Here is a 15,510-nt window from a genome sequence, read left to right as displayed (position 1 = left end):
AGAACGTGCATTCTGCTAAGCGCAGCCTCAAATGTCCGATCATCAGCTTCATGGGCGGCTGCCAGGCATCCAGCTCGGGCGCGCATTCGCCGCCCTGGCGGTCTTTTACTTCCATACGCATCTCGCGCTGAAATACTTTGATCCAGCCGGGCTCTATACATGGCGATTCTTGGCCGATCGCGGTGCGGCCGGCGTCGATCTCTTCTTTGCGATTTCCGGTTTCATCGTTTGCTACGTCTCGAAGGCGCCGGGTTATACGCCCACCAGCTTCCTCGCCAAGCGATTCTTCCGGATCTATCCCCTCAATGCCCTGGCCACGCTCGTCATGATCGTGCTCTTCAGCCGCAGCATTGGTGGCCCGCCGCATGAGATCGAGATCGGCCGGGTGTTGAAGTCGCTCCTGATCATCCCGCAACAGACACCGATGAATGCGGTGGGCTGGACGCTCGAATACGAAGTCATTTTCTACATCGTCTCCGCCATCCTCATCCCTATCGGCGGCGTCAGGCTGTTGTTGCTCTGGTGCATTGCCGCTGCTGCCATCGGAACCGAAATAGCGCCACAGCCTCCGCAGATCTCGCGTTTCGGTGACGATCACTACGCCGACTTTGCCGCAGGGGTGTTCGCCTACATGACGGTTTCGCGACTTCAGCCTAGCTGGCGCTCCAGTCTGGCATTGCTGACGCTCGCGATTTGGGTTTACGCATTCGGGCTGCCCTTGTCGTCATGGATGACACCGGTCGCGTGCTGGCTCGCCGTTGCCGGGCTTGCGCTCTTGCCGGCTGCGCCGCGCCTCGGCGTCAAGCTTGGCGACATCTCTTATGGCCTCTACATCTGGCACTGGCCATTGTTCTTGATCCTGCCTTGGCTTGCGCTGCGAAAGCAGCTCGACCCTGGCACCGGCGAGATGTGGCGCTGGATTCTGCTCGCGCTTCTCCTCGCCATCGCGTCGGCGTCCTGGATGTGCTTCGAGCGCCCGATCAATCGCTGGGCGGCGCGATGGCTCGCGCAGCGCTCGAGGACCAGCGGTGTCGTCGCCGGCGGACAGCGCCCCGATGCGGTGACATAGCCGACGTCCTTGCCGCGCCATCGGTGTCGTCCCTTCGCACGCGGGATCATTGGCGCGGCCAGCGCAATGGCTCAAACCACATCATCCGGCGCCAGCGCACAGCCGTTGTCGGGAAGGGTCTCGACCTGAAGCGTGGTGTGGCCGATGCGGAACGACGTCTTCAAGAGCTGCGCCGTCTCCATTAGGAACGCATCGCCCGTGCCGGCGGGCATGACGAGGTGGCAGGTCAGCGCCGTCTCGGTGGTCGAGATCGGCCAGACATGGAGATCGTGGATCGCCGAGACGCCCGGGCGGGCCAGCAGGAACGCCCTGATCGCAGCGAGGTCGGTGCCCTTGGGCGCTGCGGCCATCGACATGTCGATGGAGCCGCGCAAGAGGCTGGTGGTGCTCCACAGGATCGTGGCGCAGATGACGAGGCTGGTGACGGGATCGAGCCAGAGCCAGCCGGTCCAGATGATCAGCGCCGCCGAGATCACGACGCCGAGCGAGACCGCGGCATCCGCGGCCATGTGCAGGTACGCGCCCTCAATGTTGATGTCGTCCTCGCGTCCGCGCGCAAACAGCATCGCGGTGAAGCCGTTGATGACGATGCCGATGCCGGCGACCACCATCACGGTGACGCCCGCGACCGGCTCCGGCTCGCGCAGGCGCAGGATCGCCTCCCAGCCGATCGCACCGGTCGCGACCAGCAGAAACACCGCGTTGGCCAGCGCCGCCAGGATGGTGGAGGCACGAAAACCGTAGGTGAAGCGGCCGCGCGGCGCGCGGCGCGCGGCGATCGAGGCGCCCCAGGCGATGACGAGGCCGAGCACGTCGGACAGGTTATGGCCGGCGTCGGCGAGCAGGGCGGTGGAGTTGCCGATGTAGCCGTAGATCGCCTCGGCCACGACCAGCGCGATGTTGAGCGAAATGCCGAGCGCGAACGCCTTGCCGAAATTGGCGGGGGCATGGACATGCCCGTGCCCGTGACCATGGCCATGATCATGCGAATGGCCGGCATGGTCATGGTGGTGGTGACCGTGGTGGTCGTGGTCCAATTCTAGCGCTCCCCGGACGCCGCCAAATCAGGGATCATTGTAGGCGTTTCGCGCGTCCCGTCACGGCGGAACAGCACGTAGAGCGCCGGCAGCACCAGCAGCGTCAGGATGGTCGAGGAGATGATGCCGCCGATCACCACGGTCGCGAGCGGCCGCTGCACCTCGGCGCCGGCGCCGGTGGCGAGCGCCATGGGCACGAAGCCGAGCGAGGCGACGAGGGCCGTCATCAGGACCGGTCGCAGCCGCGTCAGCGCGCCTTCGCGAACAGCCTCGATAACGGATCGTCCCTCGCTGCGCAGCCGCTCGATGAAGGCGATGATGACGAGTCCGTTGAGCACGGCAACGCCCGACAGCGCGATGAAGCCGACGCCGGCGCTGATGGACAAGGGAATGTCGCGCAGCAACAGCGCCGCAACGCCGCCGGTCAGCGCCAGCGGCACGCCGGAGAACACCAGCGCGGCGTCGGCCGCCGATCCCATGCTCATGAACAGCAGCAGGAACACCATCAGCAGCGCCACCGGCACCACGATGGTCAGCCGCTTGGTCGCCGAGACCAGCTGCTCGAACTGGCCGCCCCAGCCGATGAAGTAACCTGGCGGCAGCTTGACCTTCTCGGCCACCGCCGCCTCGGCCTCGGCCACGAAGGAACCGAGGTCGCGCGCGCGGACATTGGCGGTGACGACGATTCGTCTCTTGCCGTTCTCGCGGCTGATCTGGTTGGGCCCGGGCGTCGCATCGACGGTGGCGACCGACGACAGCGGCACGTAGCGCATCTGGGCGAGCGGAGAGGCGGCCAATGTCGTTCGAATGGCCGGGCCGGAGCCGGCGTCCTCGCCGGGCGGCAGCGGAATTGGGATCGCCCGGATCGCCTCGAGATTGCCGCGCAAATGCTCGGGCAGGCGAACCACGATGTCGAAACGGCGGTCGCCCTCGAACAGCTTGCCCGCGGACTTGCCGCCGACGGCGATCTCGACGATGCCCTGCACCTCGGCGACGCTGAGGCCGTAGCGGGCGAGCGCCTGGCGGTCGAGGCGGACGGTGAGGATCGGCAGGCCTGCGACCTGCTCGATCTTGACGTCGCTTGCGCCTCGGATGCCGCGGATCGCGGCCTCGACCTGCTTTGCGGCACCTTGCAGGATGTCGAGGTCGTCGCCGAAAATCTTGACGCCGACATCGCTGCGCACGCCGGAGGTCAGCTCGTTGACCCGGAACTCGATCGGCTGGGAGAGTTCATAGGCGCTGCCCGGTATGTCGTCCGCGGCATGGTCGATGGCCTCGACCACCTCCGATTTCGGCTTGTCCGGGTCGGGCCATTCGCTGCGCGGCTTGAGCATGATGTAGCCGTCGGTCTGCGCCGGCGACATCGGATCGGTCGCGATCTCGGCGGTGCCGATGCGGGTGAAGAACTCCTTCACCTCCGGAATCTGCGTGACGCGCTTTTCCAGCGCCTTCTGCAGATCCAGCGATTGCGTCAGGCTGGTGCCGGGAATCCGGATCGAGGCCAGCGCGACGTCGCCTTCGTCCAGGCTCGGAATGAACTCGCCGCCCATGCGCGAGGCGGCGATCCCGCTGGCGATGACGATGATCGCGGCCGTGATGGCGACGGCCGCGCGGTTGTCGATGGCCCAGCGGAGCAGGGGGAGATAGCCGCGCTTGGCCATCCGCATGAACAGGTTTTCGTGCTCGGACACCTTGCCGGTGACGAAGATCGCCACCGCCGCCGGCACGAAAGTGACGGAGAACAGCACGGCGGCGCCCAGCGCCATCAGCACGGTCAGCGCCATTGGCGTAAACATCTTGCCCTCGACGCCGGTCAGCGTCAGCACGGGCAGATAGACCACCGCGATGATCAGCGTTCCGAACAGGCTCGGCTTGATGACTTCGCCCGACCCGCGCAGGATCGCGCGCAGCCGCTCCGTGGTCGTGAGCAGGCCGCCTTTCTCGCGTTGAGCCGCAGCCAGCATGCGCAGGCAATTCTCGACAATGATCACGGCGCCGTCGACGATGATGCCGAAATCGATCGCGCCCAGGCTCATCAGATTGGCGCTGACCTTGGTCTCGACCATGCCGGTGATCGTCATCGCCATCGACAGCGGGATGACGCAGGCCACCACGAGCGCCGCGCGGATGTTGCCGAGGATCAGGAACAGCACCGCCACCACCAGCGCCGCGCCCTCCAGCAAATTGTTCCTGACGGTGCGGATGGTGGCTTCGACGAGGTCGGTGCGATCGTAGACGGTGCGCGTCACGACGCCTTCGGGCAGCGACTTGGCGATGTCCTCGAGCCGGGCTGCGACGCGGCGCGCCACCGTGCGGCTGTTCTCGCCGATCAGCAGCATGGCGGTGCCGAGCACGGTTTCCTCGCCGTCGCGTGTCGCAGCGCCGGTGCGCAGATCGCGGCCCTCGGTGACGGTCGCGACGTCCCTGATCCTGACGGGATTGCCGCCGCGCGAGCCGATCACGACGTTCTGGATCTCGGCGATATTGCCGACCTGCCCCGGCGAGCGCACCAGATATTGCTCGCCGTTGCGCTCGATATAGCCGGCGCCGACATTGGCGTTGTTGGCGGCCAGCGCCGTCATCACGTCGCGGAAGCCGAGCCGGTAGGCCATCAGCTTGCCGGGATCAGGCAGCACGTGGAATTGCCGTTCGAAGCCGCCGATGGTGTTGATCTCGATCACGCCGGGCACGTTGCGGAGCTGCGGCTTGATGATCCAGTCCTGAACGGTGCGCAAATCGGTGAGCGAATAATCGTGGCCGCCTTGCGTCTTCGCGCCCGTCTTGTCGTCCCTTTTGGCTTCGACCGTGTACATGAAGATTTCGCCGAGCCCGGTCGAGACCGGGCCCATCGCGACCTCGACGCCAACAGGCAGCTGGTCCTTCACCTGCTGGATCCGTTCGCCGACGAGCTGGCGGGCGAAGAAGATGTCGGTGCCGTCCTTGAAGACGACCGTCACCTGGCTGAGGCCGTAGCGCGACAGCGAGCGGGTGTAGTCGAGTTTCGGCAGCCCTCCCATCGCGGTCTCGACCGGGAAGGTGATGCGTTGCTCGGTCTCGAGCGGCGAATAGCCGGGCGCGCGGGTGTTGATCTGGACCTGAACGTTGGTGACGTCGGGGACGGCGTCGATCGGCAGGCGCTGGAAGTTCCAGGCCCCGAAGGCGACGGCGCCGAGCGCGAGCAGGAGGACCAGCCAGCGCTGGGCAAGCGAGGCTGCGATGAGGCGCTCAATCATGCTCGGCCTCGCCCTTGCCCATCTCCGCTTTCACGACGAAGCTGTTCTCCGCGACGTAGTGCTCGCCGGCCGCGAGCCCGGCCTTGATCTCGACGAACCTCGGATCGGAATCGCCAAGCTCGACCGGGCGGGCCTCGATCTTGTCGCCGTCCTCGCGGACGAACACGATGGTCCGGCCTTCCAGCGTCTGGATCGCACTCCGGCGCACCGCGACCGCGACGTTGCGTGCGGCGAGGATCAGCCGCGCCGTGACGAACAGGCCGGGACGCAGGCGTCCGTCCGGGTTTTGCAGCACCACGCGGGCCAATGCGGTCTGGGTCTCGCTCGAGCCGATCGGGGCCATGTAGGAGATCGTGCCCTTGATCTCGCCGCGGCCGTCGTCGGGATCGATCAGCACCTCGTCGTTGAGGCGGACGCGCCGGAGGTCCTGCCGGTAGATCGACAGGTCGACCCAGATGGTGGAGAGGTCGGCGACGACGAAAGCGGGCTTCTGCTCGGAGGCGTATTCGCCGAGCGAGATCTGCCGCTCGATGACGGTTCCGGCCATCGGCGCCTTCAGCTCGTAGACGGTGAGGCTCTGGTTGCTCTCGATCGCGGCCAGCAGGTCGTCCTTGGCGACCTTGTCGCCGATGCGCTTCAGGATCGATTTGGCGAGGCCCGGAAAGCGCGGCGTCACCTGCACCACGGCTTCCTGGTTCGCGCGCAGGATGCCGTTGAAGGCGAGCGTGTCGGTCAGCGTCGCGCTCGCGGCTTCCGCCAGCGTCACGCCGGCCGCCGCCAGCTTGACGTCGGAGATGCGGATGCGGTCGGCGCCGTGCTCGTCCTGCTCGACATGGTCGTTCGGCTTCTTGTGTTCGGAATGCTCGGCCTGCTCAGTGTGTGCGACCTTGGCCGGCGCGAGCAGGGAGTAACCGTAAGCGCCGAGCGCGGCGGCAACGAGTGCGACGAGAACGGTGGAGGACATCTTCATCGTGCGCTCTCCCGCGCCAGCGTAAAGGGATTGCCGACGAGGCCTTCGATGGTCGCCACCCCTGCATGGAAGTTCTGCAGCGCCTCCTGCTCGCGCAGCCGCGCCTGGGTGACGCTGGCCTGGGCGTCGAGCACCTCGAGCAGGGTGAAGCGGCCCTGGCCGTAGCCTTGCGAGATCGCCTCGGAGGCCTCAACCGCCTTGGGAATGGCGATCTCGCGCAGCACCGCGAGCTCGCGCAGCGAGCCCTGCAGCGAGTCGTAGGCGCGTCCGGCAATCACGATCAGCGTGTTGCGGTTGGCCTCGCGCTCGGCCTTGGTCTTGGCAAGGCTCTCCTGCGCCGAGAGGATGTTGCCCTGGTTGCGGTCGAACACGGGAATGGGCACCGAAAGCGTGAAGCGCACGGCATCGTCATTGGTTTCGTTGAAATGACGCCAGCCGGCCGCGATCCGCACGTCCGGATAGGGCTTGAGCCGCGCCAGCAGGAGCTCGGCGTTGCGCTGGGCAAAGACCGCGGTCCAGCGCACCAGCTGCGGATTGGCGTCGATGGCGGCGACGACGGATTGGAACGCCGGCGGCTTGCCCATGGTGTCGAGCCGGCCGGAAACCTCGCCGAATTTCGCGGACGCATCGCCCATCAGCACTGCAAGCTCGCGCCTGGCGCTGGCCAGCGTCGCCTTGAAGCGTTCGCGGTCGGCCTTCACCAGGGCGGAGGCGACCTCGGCGCGGCCGGTCTCGGCTGGTGAGGAGGCCCCGGCCTCGACGCGGCGGCGCAGCAGCGGGGTCAGCCGGTCGATCGCGGCAATCTGCTCGTCGAGGATCTGGATGCGGCGCTGCGCGCCGAGCACGCTGAGGAAAGCGATCGCGGTCTCCGACAGCACCTCGAGCCTGACGGCCTTGCGCTGGATCGCCGCGACTTCGACACCGGCCGCTCCGGCCGCGATCCGCGCGTCGCGCTTGCCGAACAGCTCGAAGGCCTGGCTGATCTGCAGCGTGGTCTCGGCCGAACGCGTCCCGCGATATTTACCGGAGCCGAGTGAATCGTCCTGCTCGTAGGACAGCTCCGGATTGAGCAGCGCGCCGGCCTGGATGCGCTGGCCGGTGGCGATGCCGACGTCACGCTCCGCCGCCGTCAGCCGCGGGCTCGCGGCCAGCGCGCGCGACAGCGCACTGCGCATCGTCAAAGTCTGGGCCTGCGACGGTGTGAGCGCCGCGCCTGCAATCAGGCACGCTGCCGCGCACACGAGGCGCGCGGCCATTCCCTTGCGAAACATGAAACCGACCTGTGAAGGATGAACTCAATGGGCGCGGAACGCCCGACCAATCCGTTCAGGCAATGTGTTTGGGAGGCGGAGAATCGGTATCGGGGATAATGCCGGCGAGCCGGGAGGCATGTTGCGGGCGTGTTGCCGGCACAGGCGCGACCAATGCCGCCGATGGCACCGGCTGGGTGACCGTCAGCGAGAAGCAGCCATGGCAATGATGTCCGGCGATGGCCCTGTCGTCGCCATGGTCCGAGGGGCCGTCCAGGACCGCGGCGATCTCCGAGCCGCCGCCGGGCGTGGTGACGTCGATATCGTGCGAGCCGTGCAGCGCGCCCGCGAGCAGATAGATCACCGCGATCAGCACGGACAACACTCCGCGCCAATGGCGCGGGCGGCAGGTTCCTGAGGGCTGGCGGTTGGCGAGCACGACGTCACTCTCGTTACGGTCGGTGCCCGGCCTAGCATGGCGGCCGGAACAGTGTCGACCCGCAACATTGTTACGTCCCTGGAACAATTGCCGCAGCGGCGCTCCGTCGGGATCGCCTCTTACTGGCGGGCGATGATGCGGCGGTGCGAGGCCACGGTTTCGATGAGAGGCGTGCGGTTCGCCTCCAGAGCGTGGCTACCCTTGTCGGCCTCCACGGCAATCTCGGCGCGACAACCGGCTTCCATTGCTCGTTCCAGCCACTTGATGGCCTCGTCAATCCATTGGTCGTGGTGCTCGGGATCGGCAAGGGCCTTCTCCCGGAATGCGTCCGCCTGATGCAGGCACGCCGTTCTGCGGTCCACGCGCCTCTCCCGATCTACAGGCTCCGCCCCGATCGCATCTTTGATGATCCCAAGGCCGGCGTCGTTAACATAGGACAGGAGGCGGCGGTCGCAGACACGGAAAGGCCCCAGCCGGACTCGCCGACTGAGGCCTTGTGCTCACAATCTTCATCCTCGGGACTCCATCCCCCAACCCGCATCTCGCCCATTCGTTCCGCTGATCTGTCCAATTTGGAACGTTCCTCATACGCCGCGATTAGCGGTCAGAAGAAACTGAGGAGGACGGACAATGGACGGACTGATTTATCTGATCGGCTTGATCGTCGTCATCATGGCGATCCTGTCGTTCTTCGGCCTGCGCTGAGAGCGCCGCGATGACGGTCGAAACGCTCATGCGGGAAGAAATCATCGAAGGCGGCCTGGAGGGCGAGGCTCCCCGAACCATCCAGTGGAGCTCGGTGTTCGCGGGCGCTCTCGCCGCCGGCGCAATGTCGTTCATCCTGGTCGGATTTGGTGTCGCGGTCGGCTTGGGGGTCAGTTCGGCCTCGCCGACCTGGCGCGACGCATCGGCCGCGCTGGCGCTGCTCTCCGGGCTCTATTTGATCATCCAGGCGATCATCAGCTTCGGCTTCGGCGGCTACATCGCGGGCCGGACGACCCGGCCGGCGCCTGCGCTGGCAACGATCGAGGATGATGGCGAGCGGCGGGACGGCCTGCACGGGCTAACCGCCTGGGCCCTGGCTGTGCTGGCCGGCGCGGCTCTGCTGGCGCTTCTCGGCGCTGCCGCGCTCGACCGTTCGCCGATGCGAAGCTCGGCCAGCAATGTGTCCGCGGCCGAGCCTCTGCTCAGCTATGAGCTCGACAAGCTGTTCCGCGCCCCCCGCCGCGCGCCGAACATCGATCTGCGGGAGGCGCGTGCTGAAGCTGGCCGCATTCTGATGACGTCGTCCAGCCACAGCGGGGTCAGCACCGATGACCGGACCTACTTGATACAACAGGTTGCTGGTCTGACGGGGCTGCAGGCCCCCGACGCCGAGCGGCGCGTCGATGCGCTGATCGCGGACTCCAGGACGGCGATCAACCGCGCGCGGCGCAACTCGATCATCGTCGCATTCTCGGTCGCCGCCGCGACCCTGATCGGCGCTGCGGTGGCCTGGGCGGCGGCCGTCGCCGGCGGACGGCATCGCGATGGAGAGCCGTTGCCGAACTGGATGTCGAGCTCAAATCGCTTCCATCGCAATCCACGCGCGATGCCGGTGCCGTAAGCTCGAAAACCAATGGCCGGGCGCCAGCCCGGCCATGACGGACGCCGTCGAGAAGCCTCAGGCCTTCTCCTCCCAGATCATCGCGAGATGGACGATGGTCTGCACCGCCTTTTCCATGTCCTGCCGGCTGACCCATTCGAGCCGGGAGTGAAAGGCGTGCTCGCCGGCAAAGATGTTGGGGCAGGGCAGGCCCATGAAGGACAAGCGCGAGCCGTCGGTGCCGCCGCGGATCGCGGTGCGCATCGGGCGCAGTCCGGCGCGGCGGATCGCCTCGATGGCGTATTCGAGCACGTGCGGGTGACGGTCGATCACCTGCTTCATGTTGCGGTACTGCTCCTTCACCTCGAATTTGTAGGTCGAGCGCGGATAGTCCTTCATCACGTCCTTGACGATGGTCTCGAGCAGGTCCTCCTTCTCCTTCAGCCCTTCCTCGGTGAAGTCGCGGACGATGAAGGACAGTGTCGCCTGCTCCAGCGCGCCCTCGATGCCGATCGGATGCAGAAAGCCCTGCTTGCCCGAGGTCGTCTCCGGCGAGCAGCCTTCCTTCGGCAGCCGCTCGACGATAGCGGCCGCGATCTTGATGGCGTGCTCCATCTTGCCCTTGGCGTAGCCGGGATGAGCGCTGACGCCGTTGATCGTGATGGTGGCGCCGTCGGCCGAGAAGGTCTCGTCCTCGACGCAGCCCGCGCTTTCGCCGTCCATGGTGTAGCCGAAATCGGCGCCGAGCTTTTTCAGGTCGACGTTGTCGACCCCGCGGCCGATCTCTTCGTCCGGCGTGAACAGGATCTTGATCGCGCCGTGCTTCACCTCGGGATTGTTGATGAAGAAATGCGCGGCATCCATGATCTCGGCGACGCCGGCCTTGTTGTCGGCGCCCAATAGCGTCGTGCCGTCGGTGGTGATGATGTCGTTGCCGATCTGGTTCTTCAGCGCCGGATGCTCATTGAAGCGGATCACCTGGCTGGGGTCGCCGGGCAGGGTGATGTCGCCGCCGCGATAATTCTTCCAGATCTGCGGCTTGACGTCCTTGCCGGTCACGTCGGGCGAGGTGTCCATATGCGAGCAGAAGCAGATCACCGGCACCTTCTTGTCGGTGTTGGCCGGGATGGTGCCGTAGACATAGCCGTACTCGTCGAGATGCGCGTCCGCGATGCCCATGGCCTTCAGCTCGGCAGCGAGCATGCGGCCGAGATCCTTCTGCTTCTCGGTCGAGGGCGAGCGGGGGGAGTCTGGATCGGACTGGGTGTCGATGGTGACGTAGCGCAGGAAGCGTTCGGTCACGGTGTGCGAAAAGGTGAGGGAGGACATTTCTGGTCAAACCGCCGGGGTCAGGGGATGACAGGCGGTATATCAGAAAGCGGGCCGCGTCGCGGCTGGATCGGGATGAGATCAGGCCTAACGAAACCTTGCCTCAGATCGCCTCTTTCAGTTCCTTGACCGGACGGAAGGTGACCTTCTTGCTGGCCTTGATGTGGATTGCCTCGCCGGTTGAGGGATTGCGGCCGGTGCGGGCGGCGCGCTTGCGGACCTGGAGGATGCCGAGGCCGACAATGCGGACACGGTCGCCCTTCCGCAGGTGCTTGGCGATCAGGTCGACCATGTCGGTCAGGACCGCCTCGGCGTGCTTTTTCGAGAGGTCCTGGCTCTCGGCGATATCGGCGGCGAGGTGCTTGAGCGTGATCGTGGCAGGAGTGGCCGCCTTCTTGGCCGCATCCTTCTTAGCCAAATCCTTCTTGGACATGTCTGGCCTCCTCGATTCCTGGCGGCCATGAGGCGCGAGCCCGGGAACCGCACAAGTCACGGAAGCCGTAGACGATTCGGGCCCGAATTGACTACGTCGCGCGCGTGGAGGGGGCGGCCGCGCTACGCGATCGTGACGAGACGGGAGTATTCCGGCTTTGGGTGCCAACGTCCTTGACTTCACCCGGGCCCGCCTTTAATTCCCCCCTCGTTCCGCGCGGACACATACGCGTCACGCGGGAGTAGCTCAGTTGGTTAGAGCGCCGGCCTGTCACGCCGGAGGTCGCGGGTTCGAGCCCCGTCTCTCGCGCCATTTTTGGCAAACAAATCAAGCAGTTGTTTCTTTGAGAGCTCCAGCCGCCTCTGGGGCTGTTTCGCTGCTCTGGCCGCCATCCCGCCGGGTGTCGCCTATCGCGCTTTGGGCTCGACATGAGCCAGGATGCGCCGGGCGTCCGCGCTGCCGGCCTGCGCCGCCTTGGCCAGAAGCCGTCTGGCCTGGCCTAGGTCGGGCGGGCCGCCGATCCCATTGGCGTAGCATCGGGCGAGATTGACCATGGCTTCGAGGTCGCCCATCGCGGCGCTCTTCTGGTAGAAGGCCCGAGCCGATTTCAGGTTCTGCCTGGTCCCCAGTCCTTTCTCGGCAAGCTCGCCCATCCGGTTGAGGGCGGTCGCATCGCCGAGCTCGGCGGCCCGCTGGTACAAGGCATAGGCTCGTGCAGGATCGCTCGCCGTGCCGATTCCGCGCTCCTGTTGCAGGCCGAGGCTGACGAGCGCCGGCGCAATCTTCTTCTCGGCGGCCATCTCGTAGTAGAAGCGGGCGCGGGCGGGATCTTTCTCGACGCCGTTGCCGCTCTCGTACATCAATCCGAGCTCGTAGAGCGCCCGCGCGTTTCCGAGTTCGGATGCCGCCTTGTAGCTCGCCATCGCCCCGGCGTAGTCGCGCGCGGCGTGCAGTGAGCGCCCGAGCTGATAGTGCAGCCGGTCCGCTCCCGGAGACAGCTTGACCGCATCCGAGCACGCCGCAACCGCTGCGACCGCGATCGGGTTCTCTCGCGCCTCGTCCTGGTCGGCGCCGATCGCCCTCGCTTCCGCGAGGCCAGCAACGGAATTGTCGCAGCGCTGCATGACGGCGGGATCACCGTGCGCGACCTGCTTCACGGGATTGAGATAGATCCTCTCCTTGGAGAGCTGGCCATACATGTACGGCGTCTGCTTGCGCCGCGTTGCCAGCCGGACGTCGTCGCGAACGTTGCGAAACATGAAGTTGATCTCGAGGTCGGCTTGCGGCAGGTACTTGAGCAGCGCAGCAGCAAGAGGACTGTTGCGGCCTTCGCCTTCTTCCGCCGTACGACCCGGCTCCGCCGGAAAGAACATCAGCGTGTTGCGGATCGGTGCTTGTGCGGCCGAGGCAACGGAAGCGCCGTTGCGGCGGCCATCCGGCGTGGCAGGAAACGGGTTCTCCCGCAGGGCATCCAGGATCACCAGGCCCAGCCGGCGGGCCCGCGCCGCGGCGGCCGTCACCGCAGCCAAGGGAACGGTCTCCGCGATCGCGGACTGAGGCGTCGCCAGATGCGCATCGACAGGGATCAGGTAACCGCCGATACCCGCGGCTGCGCTGTATCCGGCAAAATAGAAGATCGCGATGTCCGCGCTAGCGGACTTTTCGGTGAAGGCGCCAAGTCCCGCGTGCAGATCGCCGATGGTCGCGTCCTTGCGCAGATCGACCTCGAAGCCGAGGCCGACGAGAGCTGCGGCAATGTCCTCGGCGTCGTTGACGGGAGTGCCGAGCCGCGGCGCATGCGCGTAGCTCGCGTTTCCAACGACCAGGGCGATGCGGCTGCTGGAGGCATCTGCTTCGGCGTCGAAGAGGAGCCCGATGGCGATGAACAGGGCCAGCCAGCGCACGATCAAGTCGCGTCCCTCAGTCGATGTCGGAATGGGGTTGCCGCCCGATCCAGTCGCGATAGGTCAGGAAATCGAGGCCGAGCAGACCATAGTCAACGCGCAGGAACCCGTCCACTCCCGATGACACCGCTGCGGGAGCCAGCCGTGCGACCTCCTGCGCCATCACGCCGACATAGAACGTCGCATCGCCCTTGTATCTGTAGCGATAGAGGTTGAGACCGCCGGCCGTCCGGCCGAGAGCTGTGATGTCCTGCTTGAGCCGGACGTCGGACGGAATGGTGACGCGGCTCGCCGCATTCGAGGCGGCCGCAGACGCGGCTCTGCCGGCCGCGCTCGATGCGGCACTCGACGCCGAGCGGCCGGCGGCGTTCGACGCGGCAGACGACGCAGCGCGGCTGGCTGCATTTGATGCGGCCTGCGATGCCGCGCGGCTGGCGGCGCTGGATGCGGCGTTGCTGACCGCCGTCGAAACAGCATTGCTGACCACGTTGCCGACCACATTGCTGACGACGCCGCTGACCACGTTGCCGACATTCTGATTCACGCGGGCAACGACGCGCCGATATTCGCGATTGCGAACCTTTTCCTGTTCCGACCTTGTATAGGCGGAAACCAGGAGCCCGCGCCTGCGCGCTTCGGCCACCGCGTTGGCCATGCATCCCCTGGGACTGCCCTTGGACCGGCACAGCTGGAATTGCAGCTGGACGTAATCGGGGTATGTCTTGATGGATCTGACGCAAGCCGCGGCATCGCCGTCGAAGCAGGCGTTCACGTCGCCGTCCTGAGCTGATCGCAGCATCAGTTCGGTGGAACTGACGGGGCGCAATGCGAGGTCGCTGCCCGGCGGCAGCCGGTTGTGGCGCGAGCTCGGGTAGCGCTCGGCAAACCGGCCGACCACGCTCTTGTCGCGCGACTCCTTCAAGACGTCCCATGCCTTCTCGATCGCCTCCGAATTGCCGGCGATCGTTGCGGCCGATGCGAGCTGATAGCTCGCCGGCGGCGGCGCGGGCATGTCGATCTGGCCGCCGGCCTGGCCAGGCTTCGCCGACTTCTCGAGCGCGGCCAACGTCACCCGCGCGCTTTCGACATGCTCGCCGAACGGATAGAGATCCAGATAGGCACGGTAGGCCGCGGGCGACTTCTGTCGCTCGACGATGGTCCAGGCGTTGGCTTCGGCGGTCTGCAACTGCGCAATGCGCTGATCGATTGCGGCGGCATGGGGGCTCGCCGGGAATTGCTGGACGAAACGACGCAAGGTCGCGATCTCGTTGGTCGAGCGGACGAATTCCCAGGCGAGCTGCTCGGCGTCGGCTCCGCCATCGCCGTGTGCCACGGCGGCTTCGCCGTAGAGAAAGATGTCGTCCTTCGGGAGCGTCCCATAGATCGCCGGCTCCTGCGTCCCGGTCTCTTTCCAGACCTCGTCGTGCACGATCCGGAAGAGATAGTTGATCTCGAGCTGCGGCGTTTCGACATGACGCAGCAGCGAGCCGGAGTAGGGGCTGTTGCGCCCGGCGCCGTCGGCCGCCGTCGTTCCGGCAGCGGCCGCGAAGGCAACGAGCACGTTGTCGCTGACCTCGACAGGGGCGAGGCCGCGCGCGCCGGCCGCGAGCGGCGTCGGGGCACCGGACGGGCCGGATGCCGCCTTGGGCCGCCGCGGCGACAGCGCGCGCCCCGCAGCGGCAACCTTGGTCGTTTCGAACGGATCATTGCGGCAGGCGTCGAGAACCACGAGGCCGATCGTCTTCGGCATCACCGAGATGTCGATCAGGGTCTCGAGATTGATCGCCTCGGCATAGACGTCGATCTCGGACTTGATCTCGGCATCGACCGGGATCAGCCAGTTCTTGCCGTCCAACTCGACGCCGTGGCCGGCGAAGAAGATCACCGCCTTGTCGGCCGTCTTCGCCGCGTTGCCGAATTCGATGAGGGCCTGACGGAAACGGTTGTAGTCGAGGTCGGCGAGGTGCCTGACGGAGTAGCCGAGCCGGCCAAGAGAGGCCGCCATGTCCGCGGCGTCGTTGGCGGGGTTGATGAGTTTGGGGACCTTGCGGTAGTCGCTGTTGCCGACGACGAGCGCGATCCTGTCGCCAGCGGCGGCCGGCAGTTTCGTCGAAACCAGGATCGACAGCGCGACGCAGCCGAGAACGGCGAACCGGCGCGCCAGATCCTGCAACTTGAAGACGGGACGCGCGCTTGCGAGAACGAAGATCCCGAAATGACCAGGCATCAGTGGAAACTCAGAAAATGAAAAATCGAACAAT

At 66.2% G+C, this 15,510-nt stretch carries 12 protein-coding genes and 1 tRNA gene; 3 read left to right on the top strand and 10 right to left on the bottom strand.

All coding sequences use genetic code 11. The features are described 5' to 3' along the window. Nucleotides 1–31 precede the first annotated feature (31 nt). Nucleotides 32–1,069 (top strand): acyltransferase, encoded by a 1,038-nt coding sequence (locus DCM80_RS30170; RefSeq protein ID WP_257195003.1) that lies wholly within the window; start codon nt 32–34, stop codon nt 1,067–1,069. A 71-nt stretch (nt 1,070–1,140) separates the two neighbouring features. Here the strand turns inward: DCM80_RS30170 and DCM80_RS30165 are convergent, their stop codons facing one another. From DCM80_RS30165 to DCM80_RS30140, 6 genes are all read right to left on the bottom strand, one after another. Then, nucleotides 1,141–2,106 carry a cation diffusion facilitator family transporter gene (locus tag DCM80_RS30165; RefSeq protein ID WP_257195002.1) on the bottom strand — a complete coding sequence of 322 codons (966 nt, stop codon included), beginning with the start codon at nt 2,104–2,106 and terminating at the stop codon, nt 1,141–1,143. A 2-nt stretch (nt 2,107–2,108) separates the two neighbouring features. Continuing rightward, complete coding sequence (locus tag DCM80_RS30160) at nt 2,109–5,339, bottom strand: efflux RND transporter permease subunit (protein ID WP_257195001.1); 3,231 nt, start codon at nt 5,337–5,339, stop codon at nt 2,109–2,111. After that, the gene (gene ihpB, locus DCM80_RS30155) at nt 5,332–6,309 is read right to left on the bottom strand and encodes a divalent metal ion exporter adaptor subunit IhpB (RefSeq protein ID WP_257195000.1); all 978 of its coding nucleotides are present in this window, start codon (nt 6,307–6,309) and stop codon (nt 5,332–5,334) included. Before ihpB ends, DCM80_RS30160 begins: the two co-directional genes overlap by 8 nt. After that, nucleotides 6,306–7,580, bottom strand: a complete 1,275-nt coding sequence (ihpA, locus tag DCM80_RS30150) for a divalent metal ion exporter subunit IhpA (RefSeq protein ID WP_257194999.1) — start codon at nt 7,578–7,580, stop codon at nt 6,306–6,308. The genes ihpB and ihpA overlap by 4 nt, the downstream gene beginning before the upstream one ends. Nucleotides 7,581–7,635: 55 nt before the next feature. After that, entirely contained in the window at nt 7,636–7,998 is a 363-nt protein-coding gene (locus tag DCM80_RS30145; RefSeq protein WP_257194998.1) for a hypothetical protein, read from the bottom strand. Between the two features lie 119 nt (nt 7,999–8,117). After that, the gene (locus tag DCM80_RS30140) at nt 8,118–8,360 is read right to left on the bottom strand and encodes a hypothetical protein (RefSeq protein WP_257194997.1); all 243 of its coding nucleotides are present in this window, start codon (nt 8,358–8,360) and stop codon (nt 8,118–8,120) included. 353 nt (nt 8,361–8,713) lie between these two features. Here DCM80_RS30140 and DCM80_RS30135 point away from each other — a divergent pair, with 353 nt between their 5' ends. After that, on the top strand, nt 8,714–9,604 hold the full coding sequence (locus DCM80_RS30135) for a hypothetical protein (RefSeq protein WP_257194996.1): 891 nt from the start codon (nt 8,714–8,716) through the stop codon (nt 9,602–9,604). Between the two features lie 57 nt (nt 9,605–9,661). Here DCM80_RS30135 and pepT read toward each other — a convergent pair whose 3' ends face one another. Then, a complete protein-coding gene (gene pepT, locus DCM80_RS30130) occupies nt 9,662–10,912 on the bottom strand; it encodes a peptidase T (RefSeq protein ID WP_257194995.1) in 1,251 nt (416 codons plus the stop codon). Between the two features lie 103 nt (nt 10,913–11,015). Continuing rightward, entirely contained in the window at nt 11,016–11,345 is a 330-nt protein-coding gene (locus tag DCM80_RS30125; RefSeq protein ID WP_049820069.1) for an HU family DNA-binding protein, read from the bottom strand. Nucleotides 11,346–11,580: 235 nt separating this feature from the next. On the opposite strand from DCM80_RS30125, the gene DCM80_RS30120 reads away from it, so the two are divergent. Then, nucleotides 11,581–11,657 (top strand) — tRNA-Asp (locus tag DCM80_RS30120). Between the two features lie 95 nt (nt 11,658–11,752). Here the strand turns inward: DCM80_RS30120 and DCM80_RS30115 are convergent. Then, the gene (locus DCM80_RS30115; protein ID WP_257194994.1) at nt 11,753–13,249 is read right to left on the bottom strand and encodes a caspase family protein; all 1,497 of its coding nucleotides are present in this window, start codon (nt 13,247–13,249) and stop codon (nt 11,753–11,755) included. Between the two features lie 16 nt (nt 13,250–13,265). After that, a complete protein-coding gene (locus DCM80_RS30110; RefSeq protein ID WP_257194993.1) occupies nt 13,266–15,476 on the bottom strand; it encodes a caspase family protein in 2,211 nt (736 codons plus the stop codon). Nucleotides 15,477–15,510: the final 34 nt, after the last annotated feature.

Source organism: Bradyrhizobium sp. WBOS08 (genome assembly GCF_024585125.1).
GTDB lineage: Bacteria > Pseudomonadota > Alphaproteobacteria > Rhizobiales > Xanthobacteraceae > Bradyrhizobium > Bradyrhizobium japonicum_B.
This window is presented reverse-complemented; position numbering and strand designations above follow the sequence as displayed.

Coding starts and splice junctions, on each gene's coding strand:
- ihpB (WP_257195000.1), bottom strand. CDS start 6,309: ATGAAGATGTCCTCCACCGTTCTCGTCGCACTCGTTGCCGCCGCGCTC.
- DCM80_RS30160 (WP_257195001.1), bottom strand. CDS start 5,339: ATGATTGAGCGCCTCATCGCAGCCTCGCTTGCCCAGCGCTGGCTGGTC.
- pepT (WP_257194995.1), bottom strand. CDS start 10,912: ATGTCCTCCCTCACCTTTTCGCACACCGTGACCGAACGCTTCCTGCGC.
- DCM80_RS30170 (WP_257195003.1), top strand. CDS start 32: ATGTCCGATCATCAGCTTCATGGGCGGCTGCCAGGCATCCAGCTCGGG.
- DCM80_RS30125 (WP_049820069.1), bottom strand. CDS start 11,345: ATGTCCAAGAAGGATTTGGCTAAGAAGGATGCGGCCAAGAAGGCGGCC.
- DCM80_RS30110 (WP_257194993.1), bottom strand. CDS start 15,476: ATGCCTGGTCATTTCGGGATCTTCGTTCTCGCAAGCGCGCGTCCCGTC.
- DCM80_RS30135 (WP_257194996.1), top strand. CDS start 8,714: ATGACGGTCGAAACGCTCATGCGGGAAGAAATCATCGAAGGCGGCCTG.
- ihpA (WP_257194999.1), bottom strand. CDS start 7,580: ATGTTTCGCAAGGGAATGGCCGCGCGCCTCGTGTGCGCGGCAGCGTGC.